The sequence below is a fragment of the Geodermatophilus sp. DSM 44513 genome, from assembly GCF_032460525.1.
In the GTDB taxonomy this organism is placed as follows: Bacteria; Actinomycetota; Actinomycetes; order Mycobacteriales; family Geodermatophilaceae; genus Geodermatophilus.
Genome location: NZ_CP135963.1, coordinates 4,265,071 through 4,278,319, shown reverse-complemented (window position 1 = coordinate 4,278,319; position 13,249 = coordinate 4,265,071). Strand labels below are relative to the sequence as shown.

The 13,249-nt window shown below is 74.9% G+C and carries 11 protein-coding genes; 4 read left to right on the top strand and 7 right to left on the bottom strand.

All coding sequences use genetic code 11. The annotated features are described in order from the left end of the window. From dnaJ to RTG05_RS20665, 3 genes are read left to right on the top strand one after another with little or no spacing between them, the layout of a single operon-like run. A complete protein-coding gene (gene dnaJ, locus RTG05_RS20675) occupies window positions 1–1,218 on the top strand; it encodes a molecular chaperone DnaJ (RefSeq protein ID WP_166526673.1) in 1,218 nt (405 codons plus the stop codon). Continuing rightward, window positions 1,215–1,697, top strand: a complete 483-nt coding sequence (locus RTG05_RS20670) for a heat shock protein transcriptional repressor HspR (RefSeq protein ID WP_166526672.1) — start codon at window positions 1,215–1,217, stop codon at window positions 1,695–1,697. Before dnaJ ends, RTG05_RS20670 begins: the two co-directional genes overlap by 4 nt. After that, a complete protein-coding gene (locus RTG05_RS20665; protein WP_166526671.1) occupies window positions 1,694–2,170 on the top strand; it encodes a MarR family winged helix-turn-helix transcriptional regulator in 477 nt (158 codons plus the stop codon). Before RTG05_RS20670 ends, RTG05_RS20665 begins: the two co-directional genes overlap by 4 nt. 124 nt (window positions 2,171–2,294) lie before the next feature. On the opposite strand, the gene RTG05_RS20660 is transcribed toward RTG05_RS20665, so the two are convergent. The 4 genes from RTG05_RS20660 to RTG05_RS20645 form a co-directional block, all read right to left on the bottom strand. Next, window positions 2,295–4,088 carry an L-lactate permease gene (locus RTG05_RS20660; protein ID WP_166526670.1) on the bottom strand — a complete coding sequence of 598 codons (1,794 nt, stop codon included), beginning with the start codon at window positions 4,086–4,088 and terminating at the stop codon, window positions 2,295–2,297. Window positions 4,089–4,185: 97 nt separating this feature from the next. Beyond that, window positions 4,186–5,820, bottom strand: coding sequence for a (Fe-S)-binding protein (locus tag RTG05_RS20655; RefSeq protein ID WP_208104694.1), 1,635 nt, complete (start codon window positions 5,818–5,820; stop codon window positions 4,186–4,188). 17 nt (window positions 5,821–5,837) lie between these two features. Continuing rightward, window positions 5,838–7,025, bottom strand: coding sequence for an FAD-binding oxidoreductase (locus RTG05_RS20650; protein WP_166526669.1), 1,188 nt, complete (start codon window positions 7,023–7,025; stop codon window positions 5,838–5,840). Further along, entirely contained in the window at window positions 7,025–8,527 is a 1,503-nt protein-coding gene (locus RTG05_RS20645; protein ID WP_166526668.1) for an FAD-linked oxidase C-terminal domain-containing protein, read from the bottom strand. Before RTG05_RS20645 ends, RTG05_RS20650 begins: the two co-directional genes overlap by 1 nt. Window positions 8,528–8,900: 373 nt before the next feature. Between RTG05_RS20645 and RTG05_RS20640 the strand changes: the two genes are divergently transcribed. Continuing rightward, window positions 8,901–9,698 (top strand): IclR family transcriptional regulator, encoded by a 798-nt coding sequence (locus RTG05_RS20640; RefSeq protein WP_315912099.1) that lies wholly within the window; start codon window positions 8,901–8,903, stop codon window positions 9,696–9,698. Here RTG05_RS20640 and RTG05_RS20635 read toward each other — a convergent pair. The 3 genes from RTG05_RS20635 to RTG05_RS20625 form a co-directional block, all read right to left on the bottom strand. Beyond that, window positions 9,679–10,446, bottom strand: coding sequence for an enoyl-CoA hydratase (locus tag RTG05_RS20635; protein ID WP_166526666.1), 768 nt, complete (start codon window positions 10,444–10,446; stop codon window positions 9,679–9,681). The genes RTG05_RS20640 and RTG05_RS20635 overlap by 20 nt on opposite strands. Continuing rightward, on the bottom strand, window positions 10,443–11,678 hold the full coding sequence (locus tag RTG05_RS20630) for a CaiB/BaiF CoA transferase family protein (protein ID WP_166526665.1): 1,236 nt from the start codon (window positions 11,676–11,678) through the stop codon (window positions 10,443–10,445). Before RTG05_RS20630 ends, RTG05_RS20635 begins: the two co-directional genes overlap by 4 nt. A gap of 115 nt (window positions 11,679–11,793) precedes the next feature. After that, window positions 11,794–13,221 carry an SLC13 family permease gene (locus RTG05_RS20625; RefSeq protein ID WP_166526664.1) on the bottom strand — a complete coding sequence of 476 codons (1,428 nt, stop codon included), beginning with the start codon at window positions 13,219–13,221 and terminating at the stop codon, window positions 11,794–11,796. Between the last annotated feature and the right edge of the window lie 28 nt (window positions 13,222–13,249).

Genomic DNA, 13,249 nt, shown 5'->3' with positions numbered 1-13,249 from the left:
ATGAGCACCCGGGACTTCATCGAGAAGGACTACTACGCCGCGCTGGGCGTCCCCCAGAACGCCGACGCGGCGGCCGTCAAGAAGGCCTACCGCCAGCTGGCCCGCGACCTGCACCCGGACAAGAACCCGGGCAACGCGGACGCCGAGGCCCGGTTCAAGGAGGTCTCCGAGGCCTACGACGTGCTGTCGGACCCCAAGCGGCGGGCCGAGTACGACGAGGCCCGCCGGCTGTTCGGGGCTGGCGGGGCGGGCGCGCGGGCCGGCTTCCCGGGCGGTTTCCCCGGTGGGGCCGGCGGCGGGCAGCCGTTCGACCTCGGCGACCTGTTCGGCGCCGCGGGCGGCGGGGCCCGTGCCGGCGGCGCCGGCGGGCTCGGCGACCTGTTCGGCGGCCTCTTCGGGGGCGGCGGGGCCGGTGCCGGCTCGGCGCGGGCACGCAGCCAGGCGGCGTCCGGCCCGGCCCGCGGCCAGGACGTCGAGACCGAGGCGACGTTGTCGTTCGAGGAGTCCGTCCTCGGGGTGACCGTGCCGCTGCGGATGCAGAGCCCCGGTACCTGCCCGACCTGCGCCGGCTCCGGGGCCCGCCCGGGCACCAGCCCGCACGCCTGCCCGGTGTGCCAGGGCGCCGGCGTGACCAGCCGCAGCCAGGGGGCCTTCGCGTTCTCCGAGCCCTGCCGCAACTGTCGCGGCACCGGTCAGGTGGTCGACGACCCGTGCCCGACCTGCTCGGGCAACGGCGTGACCAACCAGACCCGCACGATCACCGTGCGCATCCCAGCCGGGGTCAAGGACGGCCAGCGCATCCGGCTGGCCGGCAAGGGCGCGCCCGGACGGCGCGGCGGCCCCGCCGGTGACCTGTTCGTCGTCGTGCACGTGTCCGGCCACGAGCTGTTCGGGCGCAAGGGCGAGGACCTGACGCTGACCGTGCCGATCACCTTCGCCGAGGCCACGCTCGGGGCGACGCTCACCGTGCCCACGCTGGACGGCGGCGTGACGCTGAAGGTGCCCCCGGGGACGGCGAGCGGGCAGACGCTGCGGGTCCGCGGGCGCGGCGTCCCCGGCAAGGGCCGGGCCGGCGACCTGCTGGTCACCGTGGAGGTGGCGGTGCCCAAGCGGCTCACGCCCGCCGCGGAGGAGGCCGTCAAGGTGCTCGAGGCCGAGCTCGGCGACCCGCGGCCGCGGATCACCGCGGCCGTCCAGCAGCAGGGCGGCACCCGGTGAGCGTCCCGGGCCGCGAGCAGGCCGACGCCGGCCGCGCCGTGGCCGAGGACGCGCCGGTGTTCGTCATCTCCGTCGCCGCGGAGCTGGCCGGCATGCACGCCCAGACGCTGCGCCAGTACGACCGGCTGGGGTTGGTCAGCCCGGGCCGCACCCGCGGCGGGGGCCGCCGGTACAGCCCGCGCGACGTCGCGCTGCTCCGCGAGGTGCAGCGGCTGTCCCAGGAGGACGGCGTCAACCTGGCCGGCATCAAGCGGATCATCGACCTGGAGTCGCAGGTCGAGGCGCTGCAGCAGCGGGTGCAGGAGCTGATCGAGGAGCTGGAGATCGCCGAGCGGCGGGTGATCGCCGCGGAGACCGCCGTGCAGGCCGGCTACCGGGGCGACGGCTGCGCCCCGGGCGTCCTGTCCACCGGCGCTCTCGTGCCACTGCGACCCGCCACGTCCGCCCTCGTCGTCTGGCGGCCCCGGGACGACCGGTGACGCCGGTGGACCCGCACGAGGCCTTCGTCCGCGTGGAGCGGGAGATCGGCCTGCTGCTGCGCCGCTCGCGCGCCATCTCCGCCCGGCTGTCCCGCGAGGTGCACCCGGACCTGGACGGCGCCGGCTACGGCCTGCTGGCCCTGCTGCAGGACACCGGCCCGCTGCGCGCCAGCGACCTGGTGGCCCGGCTGGGGCTGGACAAGAGCACGGTCAGCCGCCAGGTGTCCTCGCTGGCCGGCCTGGGTCTGGTGTCCCGCGAGGCCGACCCGGCCGACGGGCGCGCCCAGGTGCTGCGCACCTCACCGGAGGGCGCGGCTCGGCTGGCCCGCATCCGGGACGCCCGCCGGGCCCGCTGGGAGGCCGACCTCGCCGGCTGGCCGGCCGAGGACGTCGCCACGCTGGGCGAGCTGCTGGCCCGGCTGAACCGGCTCGGTGAGGCCGAGGCCCGCGAGGCCGAGGAGGAGGACCGCTGACCCGGTCTTCGGCCGCCTCGCAGGGTCCCGCCGCGAGCGTGCGAGTGGCGGGGGGCGAGGTGGTCCTTCTGGGCGCCCCCGTACCCGGCCGGGTACGGGGGCGCCGTCGTGCGCTGCTGTCCTGCTACCCGCCCACGGGGGCCGGGACCATCCAGCCGAGCACCGGCGTGGCCTGCAGCACCACGATCAGGCACATGAGCAGCAGCAGCAGGATGCTCCAGCCGAACACCTTGCGGAACAGCTCGCCCTCCCGGCCGGCCATGCCGACCGCGGCGGCGGCGATGGCCAGGTTCTGCGGGCTGACCATCTTGCCCATGACGCCGCCGGAGGAGTTGGCCGCGGCGAGCAGCACCGGGTCCAGGCCGGCGTTGGTCGCCGCCTGCACCTGCAGGGCGCCGAACAGCGCGTTGGCCGAGGTGTCCGAGCCGGTCACCGCGACGCCGATCCAGCCCAGGATGGGCGACAGGAAGGCGAAGAAGCCGCCGGTCTCGGCGAGGATCCGGCCGAGGTGGCTGGTCATGCCCGACTGGTTGAGCACGTAGGCCAGGGCGAGCACCGCCATCACGGTGAGGATGGCCCACTTCAGCTCGCGGTAGGTGTCGATGTAGGCCTTGAGCCCCCGGGCCGGGGAGACCCGCAGCGCCAGCATGGTGAGCAGTCCGGCGAAGATCATCAGGGTGCCGGCGGCGGGGAACCAGTTGAAGTTGTACGTCGTCGACGCGAGCTCCGTGTCCGACCCGGCCGCGAAGACGTTCAGCCCCGGCCAGGCGAAGGACGTCGTGAACGGCGGCTGGGCCAGCGCGCTCTTGATCGGACCCAGGTTGGCCAGCGAGAAGATCGCGATGATGATCCCGTAGGGGGCGTAGGCCTTGACCACCTCGGCCCGGGTGTCGGCCAGGACGGGCACGTCGCCCGCGCCGGTGGCCGGCGCGTGCGGGTCGCGCGGCGCCTGGTCGCCCGGGGCGTCACCGAGCTGCTCGCCGGCGGTCGCGCCGACCCCGCCCCGTGCGCCCGAGCCGCCGCTGCCGGCCGCGGCCGTGCCGCCGGCACCGCCGCCGACCATGGCCGCGGTGACCGGCTCGTAGGCGGCCGTGCGCATCCGGACCACCGCGACGACCGCGGCGGCCGCCACCAGCGCGGCGATGATGTCGGTCAGCGGCACCGAGATGTAGTTGGCCGCGACGAACTGGGCGATGCCGAACGAGACGCCGCCGACCAGCGCCTCGCGCCAGGTGTCCCGCAGCCCGCGCTTGCCGTCGACGACGTAGACCAGCACCAGCGGGACGAACGCGGCCAGGATCGGCGTCTGCCGGCCGGCCATGGCACCCAGGGTGTCGACGGTGAGCCGGGCGTCGTCGCTGACGCCGGAGGTGACCGTGGCCAGCGTGATGATCGGCGTGGCCAGCGCGCCGAAGGCGACCGGCGCGGTGTTGGCGATCAGCGCGACGACCGCGGCCTTGAGCGGCTGGAAGCCCAGCGCCATGAGCATGACGACGCTGATCGCGACCGGCGTCCCGAAGCCGGCCAGCGCCTCCAGGAGGGCGCCGAAGCAGAAGGCGATGATGATCGCCTGGATCCGCTGGTCGGGGCTGACCTTCTCGAAGGAGCGGCGCAGCACGTCGAAGTGGCCGGTGGCGACGGTGAGGTTGTAGACCCAGATCGCGTTGATGACGACCCACAGGATCGGGAAGAAGCCGAACGCGGCGCCCTCGGACGCCGACAGCAGCGTCTGCCCGACCGGCATCCGGAACGCGACGATGGCCAGCACGACCGCGACGGCCAGCGAGATGACCCCGGCCAGCCACGCCTTGAGCTTCAGCGCGCCGAGGAGCACGAACAGGGTGAGCAGCGGGATCGCTGCCACCAGTGCACTCAGTGCGAGTGACCCCCCGACGGGGTCGACGACCTGCTCGAACAACGGAGCTCCTTCCCTCGGCGGTGAGGGCGCGTGACGGGGTGGGGGTGGTGCGGCGGTGCGGGTCTGTCGGGGCGACCCCGCTGCGCGGGGCCGCCTCTCAGCGGTCGGCGGCCGCGGGGGGCCGGGGCAGGGCGGTGCCAGGGCCGTTGAGCGCCCGCTCGAGCAGTTCCTCGACGGGCACCCCGCGGATCGAGGCGTCCAGCACCTGGACGGTGTGGGCGACCGGCATCCGCTCGCCCATCCGGGCCAGCGTCGTCGCCACCTGCATCCAGCAGCCGGGGTTGGCGGTCACCATGAGCTCCGCCCCGGTGGCGAGGACGGCGGCGGCCTTGCGCTCACCCAGCTCCCGCGCGGGTTCGGGCTGCAGCATGTTGTAGGTGCCCGCGCTGCCGCAGCACAGCTCCGCCTCGGCGATCGCCTTGATCTCGACACCGGGGATGCCGCGCAGCAGCTGCCGCGGTTGCTCCCGGATGCCCTGGGCGTGCGCCAGGTGGCAGGCGTCCTGGTAGGCCACGGTCATGGGCAGCGGGTGCCGCTGGGCGACCGGGCCGATCTCGGTGATGAACTCGGTGATGTCCCGGGACCTGCGGGCCAGGGCCTCGGCGCGCTGCGCCCACTCCGGCTCGTCGCGCAGCTGGTGGCCGTACTCCTTGATGTTGGAGCCGCAGCCCGCCGCGTTGACGACCACGTAGTCCACACCGGCCTGCTCGAAGGTCTCGATGGTCTGCTTGGCGAACCCCAGCGCCTGCTCCTCGCGGCCGCCGTGGCCGGGCAGCGCCCCGCAGCAGCCCTGCCGCCGCGGGGCGATGACGTCGCAGCCCTCGGCGGCCAGCACGCGGGCGGTGGCGGCGTTGACGTCGGGGAAGAACGTCCCCTGCACGCAGCCGGCCAGCAGGCCGACGACCGCCCGGCGCTGCCCGACCGCCGGCGTCCGCTCCGGGACGCGCTCGACCGGGCCCAGCTTGGGGGCCAGGGACTCCATCGCCTGCAGCGGCGCCGGCATCTTCCCCATCAGGCCCGAGCGGGTGAGCAGGGTGCCCAGCCGGCTGGCCTGGTAGGCGCGCAGCGGCCCGCGCAGCGCGCGCAGCCGCTTCGGGTAGGGGAACAGGTTGTAGATGAGGTCGCGGTAGAGCTTCTCCGCCCGCGACCGCTCGTACCGCCGCTCGATCTGCGGGCGGGTCGCCTCGATCAGCTTGTCGTACTGGACCCCGGAGGGGCAGGCGGTGACGCAGGCCATGCAGCCCAGGCACTGGTCGAAGTGCCGCACCATCGAGTCGTCGAGCGGCTCGCCCTCCAGCGCCTCCTTCATCAGGTAGATGCGCCCGCGGGGGCTGTCCATCTCCTCGCCCCACAGCACGTAGGTGGGGCAGGTGGGCAGGCAGAACCCGCAGTGCACGCAGTCGCCGATCAGCGCGGCGTCCGGCGGGTGGTGCTCGTCGAACGCCGGCGTCACCGCCTGGCGGGTGCCGGGCAGGCCGAGCAGCGTCTGGGTGCCCACCGTGGCGGCGCCGGTGCCCGACGGCAGCTCGATGTCCTGACCCAGGTCGAGCGGGCGGCGCGCTCCTATGGCGGCGGCCGGCGCCTCGTCGGCCGCCCGCAGGGCCCCGGTCGGGGCGCCGTCGGGCAGGTCGGCACCCGAGTCGCGCACCGGGTTGGTGCCGGCGGAGGCCCCCGGCGACCCGGGCGGCGGGGCGTCGCCCCGGCCGTGGCTGCCCGGCGTGATCTCGGTCATCTACAACACCCCGTCATCTAGAAGCCCCCGACGAACCGGCCCGGCGACATCCGCCGCTCGGGGTCGAACCTGTCCTTGACCCGCCGCATCAGGTCCAGCGCGTCGCCGACCGGACCCCAGTGGTCCAGCCGGTCGCGGACGGCGTCCGGCGCACGCTGCACCACCGCCGTCCCGTCGTGCGGCGCCAGGGCGGCGCGCAGCCCCGGGAGCACGGCCGCGGCGTCCCCGGCGGGGACGGCGACGGAGCAGACCCCCGTGCCGGCGTGCGCGGACACGGCCGCGCCGGCGGGCAGGGCGCCCAGCACCTGGGCCAGCGACGCCGGCGCGAAGGCCAGCCGCAGCAGCACGTCGTCGGCGCCGCCGGGACGCCGGCCGAACCCGTCCGGCAGGTCCTCGGACTCCGTGCCGCCGCCGAGCAGGGCGACGGCCGAGCGCGCCTGGTCGCTCACCGACTCCGCGATCGACTCGAACAGCACGACCAGCCGCCCGGGGCCGCCGGCCGTGCCGATCAGCTCCACGGCGGTCGGGGTGAGCGTCGAGCGGGCCAGTGCGATCGACAGGGACCCCGCGGCCGCGACGTCGGGCAGCTCCAGGGTGACCACCCGGCGCGCGGGCGGCACCGGGTGCAGCCGCCAGGTCGTGGAGACCACCACGCCGAGCGTGCCGTGCGCCCCGGTGAACAGCTTGCCCAGGTCGTAGCCGGCGACGTTCTTGACGACCTTGCCGCCGGCGTGCGCCACGGTGCCGTCGGCCAGGACGACGGTGATGCCGATCAGCAGGTCGCGGGTGGTGCCGTACCGCAGTCGGCGCGGCCCGGACGCGTTGGCCGAGACCACCCCGCCCAGCGTGGCGCCGTCCTCGGGCGGGTCCAGGCCGAGCAGCTGACCGGCCTGCCCGACCGAGGCCTGCAGGTCGGCCAGCCGGACCCCGGCCTCGGCCACGACGGTCAGGTCACCGGCCACGTGCTCCACGACCCGGTCCAGACCGGTGAGGTCCAGCAGCAGGTCCGCCGAGCTCGGCGGGGCGGCCCACGTCGTCTTGGTGCGCCCGCCGACCGGGACGACGGTGCGCCGGTCGGCCGCCGCGGCCCGCAGCACCTCGGCGACCTGCTCGGTGCTGTCCGGCCGGACCACCTCGCCCGGCACCACGCCGCCGACGGCGTCGTCGGCACCTCCCGGGCGGCGGGTCCGGGTGGCGGTCGTCATCAGAAGACCTCGCCCAGGCCGGCCGCCTGCACCGGGTGCTCGCCCTTCCGGACGCCGGGCCGCTCGCCGCACAGCCGCGGGGTCGGGAAGACCTTGCCCGGGTTGGCGATGCCGTCGGGGTCGAAGGCGCAGCGCACCAGCTGCATGGTGTCGAGGTCCTCGGGCGTGAACTGCTTGCCCATCTTCATGCGCTTCTCCTGGCCCACCCCGTGCTCGCCGGTGATGGAGCCGCCGGAGGTGATGCACAGCTCGAGGATGTCCCCGGCCAGCTCCTCGGCCTCGTGGGCCTGGCCCTCGACCGCGTCGTCGAAGAGCACCAGCGGGTGCAGGTTGCCGTCGCCGGCGTGGAACACGTTGGCCACCCGCAGGCCCTTCGCGTCGGCCATGCGCTTCATCTCGGCCAGCACCTCGGGCAGCTTGGTGCGCGGGATGACGCCGTCCTGCACGAAGTAGCTGGGGCTGATCCGGCCGACCGCGGCGAACGCGGACTTGCGGCCCTTCCACATCAGCGCCCGCTCGGCGGCGTCGGCGGCGATGCGGACCTCGAAGGCGTTGCGCCGCTGCGCGATCTCCTCGACCTGCTTGAACTGCGCCTCGACCTCCACCCGCGGGCCGTCGAGCTCGATGACCAGCACGGCGACCGCCCCCTCCGGGTAGCCGCAGCTGACCGCGGCCTCGGCCGCCTCGATGGCCAGGGAGTCCATCATCTCGACGGCGGCGGGCAGGATGCCGGCGCCGATGATGTCGCTGACGGTGCCGGCGGCGTCCTCGACCGAGCGGTAGCCCACCAGCATGGTCTGCACCTCCTCGGGCACCCGGACCAGCCGCAGGGTCAGCTCGGTGGCCACGCCGAGGGTGCCCTCGCTGCCGATGAAGGCCCCCAGCAGGTCGTAGCCGGGGTGCTCGGGGGCGCGGCCGCCCAGGTGCACGACCTCGCCGTCGGGCAGCACCACCTCCGCACCCAGCACGTGGTTGACCGTGAAGCCGTACTTCAGGCAGTGCGCGCCGCCGGCGTTCTCGGCCACGTTGCCGCCGATCGAGCAGACCAGCTGGGACGACGGGTCCGGGGCGTAGGCCAGGTCGTGCGGCGCGGCGTCGCGGGTGACCCACAGGTTGATGACGCCGGGCTCGACGGTGACCTGCCGGTTGTCCGCGTCGACCGGGCCCAGCGAGCGCAGCCGGGACAGCACGAGCAGGACGCCGTCGGCCCGGGGGAGCGCACCGCCGGACAGCCCGGTGCCCGAGCCGCGCGCCACGAACGGCACGCCGGCCTCCGAGCACAGCCGCACCGTGTCGACCACGTGCTGGCGGCTCTCCGCGAGCACCACGACGGCCGGGGTGACCTTGAAGTTGGCCAGGCCGTCGCACTCGTAGGTGCGCACCTGCGCGCGGTCGGTGAGCACCCGCTCGGTGCCGACGGCGGCGCGCAGCCGGCCGGCGAGCGCGGTCGTGCGCTCGGCGGTGGCCGGTCCGGCGAGGGGGTTCTCGGCGAGGGTCGTCATGGTGTCCTCACGGCGTGCGCTCGTACGCGGGCAGGGTCAGGGAGTCGAGGTGCTCGTCGGCCGCGGCCGACCCGGGGGACGGTGTCCGCGCATCGTCCCACCGACCGGAGGAGGCGGCACCACCGCGGGAGGGCCCAGGCCGGCGGTGCTCCTCATCGCTCTCCCTGGGGTCGCTCAGCGGGGGCGTCGACCTGTTCCCGGGATCGGCCGGCGACGCTATGGTCATTTCCACATCGCGGAACAGCCCGTCTGATCACTGGAAAGTAGTGCGCTCGGTCACCGGTGGTCAACCCGGGGCCGGGGCCGGTCCGGGCCCCCGCGAGGGGGCTGGGCGGTGCGGTGGTGGGTGGAGCCGAGAGGTGTGGTGGCAACGGTGGCAGAGGCGACGCCGGGCGGGCCGGTGGACGGCGTGCAGTCGCTGGAGCGGGCCTTCCTCCTGCTGGAGCTGATGGCCGACGCCGGGGGCGAGGTGGCGATCAGCCGGCTCGCCGCGGAGAGCGGGCTGCCGGTGTCGACGATCCACCGGCTGGTGCGCACGCTGGTGTCCCGCGGCTACGTCCGCCAGCTGCCGTCGCGCCGCTACGTGCTGGGCCCGCGACTGATCCACCTGGGCGAGTTCGCCGCCCGGGAGCTGACCACCTGGGCGCGGCCGCACCTGACCTGGCTGGTCGACGCGATCGGGGAGACGGCCAACCTCGCGGTGCTGGACGGCGACCGGGTCGTCTACGCCGCCCAGGTGCCCTCCCGGCACTCCATGCGGATGTTCACCGAGGTCGGGCGGCGGGTGCACCTGCACTGCACCGGTGTCGGCAAGGTGCTGCTCGCCCAGCTGCCCGCCGGGACCGCGCGCGAGCTGCTGGTCCGGGGCGGGATGCCGGCGCGCACCGACCGCACCGTGACCGACCCCGACCGGCTGCTCGCCGACCTGCCCGTGATCGCCGCGCAGGGCTACGCGGTCGACGACGGGGAGCAGGAGGCCGGGGTCCGCTGCGTGGCCGTGCCGGTGCCCGGCGGCTCGGCGGCCGGCGCCATCTCGGTGTCCGGGCCCGCGGGCCGCCTCGCCCTGGACGCCGTCCCGCGGGTGGTGCCGCTGCTGCAGCAGGCGGCCGCCGCGCTGGCCGCGGAGCTTCGGGAGGACGGCGTGCCGCTGCTCAGCGCCCCGTCCAGCTGACCCGCTCGCGGGCCACGAAGGCCGCCACCCCGGCGCGGAAGTCCGCGCTGCCGTAGACGGTGCGCACCAGGTCGGCGTCCTCGGGCAGGCCGGCCCGGCGCAGCCGCAGCACCGCCTGCTTGGCCGCCCACATGCTCAGCGGGGCGTGCCCGGTCAGCGTGCCGGTCAGCTCGTCCAGCGCGGCGTCCAGCCCCTCGTCGGGGCAGGTGGTCACGAACCCGGCCGCGGCGGCCTCGTCGGCACCGAGCAGCCGGGCCCGCAGCAGCAGGTCCAGGGTCCGCCCCGGCCCCAGGTGGTGCACCAGCAGCGAGACGCTGTTGACCGACAGGCAGTTGCCGAGCGTCCGCGCCACGGGCACGCCGAACCGGGACGACGCGGTGGCCAGCCGCAGGTCGCAGGCCGCGGCGAGGGCCAGCCCACCGCCGACGCAGGCGCCGTCGACCGCGGCGACCGTGGACACGGTGACGTCCTCGAGCCGGGTGACCACCCGCTCGATCGACTGCTCGTAGGCGATGCCGTCGTCCCCGCCGGTGAACTCCTGGAACTGGCTGATGTCGGTGCCCGCGACGAAGGCCCGCCCGGCGCCGCGCAGCACCAGCACGCGCACGTCCTCGTCGGCGTCGGCCCGCTCGCAGGCGGCGTGCAGCCCCTCGTACATCGCGAAGGTCATCGCGTTGCGCTGCTCGGGCCGGTCGAACAGGACGGTCAGCACCGCGCCGTCCCGGGTCACCTGCAGGTCCTCGCTCATGCGCCCTCCACCTCCGCCTTTGTAGCGATAATGGCGGGACGCCCGGCGACGGCGTCGATGACGTCGGCCGGGACGCCGGCCCGCTCGAGCACCGTCCGGGTGTCGGCGCCCAGCGGTGGCCCGGCGGGGCCGCGGACGGCCGGGCCGGCCGACAGCCGCATCGGCGACCCGATCTGCCGCTGGGGCGGCAGCGTCGGGTGCGGGGCGTCCCAGAAGAAGTCGCGGGCCAGCAGGTGCTCGTCGGTGAAGACCTGGCCGTGGTCGTTGATGGGGGCACAGGGCACGCCGGCCGCACCCAGCGCGTCCAGCAGGTCGTCGGTGGTCCGGGTGGTCGTCCGGCCCTCGATGAGCTCCTGCAGCTCCGCGCGCAGCGCGTGCCGCCGCGTGGCGTCGGCGTAGCGGTCGTCGGCGAGGGCGTCGTCCATGCCGAGCGTGCGGCACAGCCCCGCCCAGGTGTTCGGGGTGTTGGCGCCGATGGTCACCCAGCCGTCGGCGGTGCGGAACGCCTGGTAGGGCGCCTGGCTCTGGTGCGCCGAGCCGAGCGGCCCGCTCACCTCCCCGGTGGCGAAGTACCGGCCGGCCTCCCAGACGGCGAGACTCACGCCGGCCTCGAACAGCGAGACGTCGATGCTCTGCCCGACGCCGGTGCGGTCCCGCTCGCGCAGCGCGGCGGTCACCGCCAAGGCGAGGTAGAGGCCGCAGACGAGGTCGCACACCGGGACGCCGACCTTGACCGGCTCGCCGCCGGGGGTGCCGGTGATGCTCATCAGCCCGCTGCGGGCCTGGGCCATGATGTCCAGCCCGGGCAGCGGGGCGAGCGGGCCGTCCTGCCCCCAGCCGGAGCCCGAGGCGTAGACCACGCGCGGGTTGACCGCCCGGACGCCCGCCGCGTCCAGGCCGAGCCGGGCCATGGCGCCGGGGCGCAGGTTCTCGACGACCACGTCGGCGGTCTCCACCAGCGCGAGGAACGCCCGCTTCCCGGCGTCGGACTTCAGGTCCAGCGCGACCGACTCCTTGTTCCGGTTGAGCCGCAGGTACGGCGAGCTCTCCCCGCCCACGAACGGGCCGCTGGCGCGGACCGGGTCGCCGGAGCGGGGGTCCTCCACCTTGACCACCCGGGCGCCCAGGTCGGCCAGCTGCATCGCGGCGAAGGGGGCGGCCATGAACACGCCGACCTCCAGCACGGTGATCCCGCTCAGCGGCGGCCGGGCCCCGCCGTCGGTCTCGGTCATGCGTCCTCCCCGGGTGCGTGCGTGCGGTCGGTGCCCGGCGTCAGTCTGGCCGGGACGCGACCGCGCCCCGGCGGCGGGAGCCGTCCGGGGCGCGGTCAGGTGGTGCTCGACGGGCTCAGAGCCAGCCGGGCACCACGAGGACCAGCCAGGTGACCAGGGGGATGACGGCCACCATCGAGAAGCCCCAGATGGTCAGCGAGCGGAAGACGCTGTCCCGCTCGTTCTCCTGGGCGTTGGCCACGACCAGGGCGCCGCTGGTGGAGAAGGGGCTGGAGTCGACGATGGACGACGACAGCGCCAGGGCGGTGATCAGGCCGATCGCGCCGATCGACTCGCTGCCCAGCAGGAAGGGCACCGCCAGCGGGATGAGCGCACCCAGGATGCCGGTGGTGGAGGCGAAGGCGGACACGACCGCGCCGATGTAGCAGATCAGCAGCGCGGCGATGGTCGGGGCGCCGAGCTGGGCGACGTTGTCGCCGAGCCAGCCGGGGGTGTCGATCTCCTGCATCAGGCCGACGTAGGTCACGATGCCGCAGATCAGCAGCACGGTGGGCCAGGCGATCTGGCCGACGGCGCCCTTCGCACCGCGGGGGGCGACGATCGACAGGAGCACGCCGACGGTGATGGCCAGCAGGCCGATGTCCAGGCCGATCGGCAGCAGCGCGCCGAGCACCAGGACGACGAGCCCGACGAGGGTCAGCGTCCGGTCGCGGTCCAGCGTCGTGACCGGGCCCGGGCGGTCGGCGGTGGCCACGGCGGTCGTTTGCACGGCCTTGTCCTCGGCGCGCTCCTCGGCTCCGCCGTGCACGTGACCCGGCTGGCCGTGCCCGGGGGTGCCGACCGCGGCCCCGCCGGTGGACGGGCTGCCGACGGCCACGGAGCGGGCGCCGCCGTCCGTGCCGGCCTCGTCGAGGTCGACGCGCTGCGGGTTGCCGAGCAGCTTCTTGCCGCCGAACAGGAAGAACACCAGCACGCTGAGCAGCACGTTGGCCACGATGGAGGCGACCCAGAGGAACAGCGGGCTGCCGGGCAGGTCGTTCTCGGCGACCACGTTGTTGGTGATGGAGCCGAAGATCGACAGCGGTGAGAAGCCGCCGGCCGTGGCGCCGTTGATGATGAACAGGCCCATCAGCAGCGGGTTGATGCCGTAGCGGCGGGCGAAGGACATGCCCACCGGCGCGATGATCGCGACCACCGCGGGGACGACGCCGCCGATGGCGGTGAGGGCGCCGGTGACGGCGAACATCGCCCACGGGATGGCGACCAGCTTCCCGCCGGAGGCCTTGACCGCGGCGTGCACCAGCCAGTCGACGGTGCCGTTGTTCTTGGCGATCGCGAACAGGTAGGTGACGCCCACGAGGATCACGAACAGCGACCCCGGGAAGAAGCCGAACACCAGGTCGGCGTACTCCTCCGAGCCGAACAGGAAGTACCCGAACACGAAGGCGGCCACGAAGGCCAGCGCCCCCATGTGCACGGGCAGCACCGTGGCGATCAGGAAGACCGCCAGCAGGACGAGGATCGAGACGAGCTGTTCGGACACGGTGCCCCTGACGGTCGGGACGGACCCC

Excerpts from the sequence above, each read along its gene's own strand:
- dnaJ (WP_166526673.1), top strand. The coding sequence starts at position 1 with ATGAGCACCCGGGACTTCATCGAGAAGGACTACTACGCCGCGCTGGGC.
- RTG05_RS20655 (WP_208104694.1), bottom strand. The coding sequence starts at position 5,820 with ATGACCGAGATCACGCCGGGCAGCCACGGCCGGGGCGACGCCCCGCCG.
- RTG05_RS20650 (WP_166526669.1), bottom strand. The coding sequence starts at position 7,025 with ATGACGACCGCCACCCGGACCCGCCGCCCGGGAGGTGCCGACGACGCC.
- RTG05_RS20645 (WP_166526668.1), bottom strand. The coding sequence starts at position 8,527 with ATGACGACCCTCGCCGAGAACCCCCTCGCCGGACCGGCCACCGCCGAG.
- RTG05_RS20635 (WP_166526666.1), bottom strand. The coding sequence starts at position 10,446 with ATGAGCGAGGACCTGCAGGTGACCCGGGACGGCGCGGTGCTGACCGTC.
- RTG05_RS20630 (WP_166526665.1), bottom strand. The coding sequence starts at position 11,678 with ATGACCGAGACCGACGGCGGGGCCCGGCCGCCGCTGAGCGGGATCACC.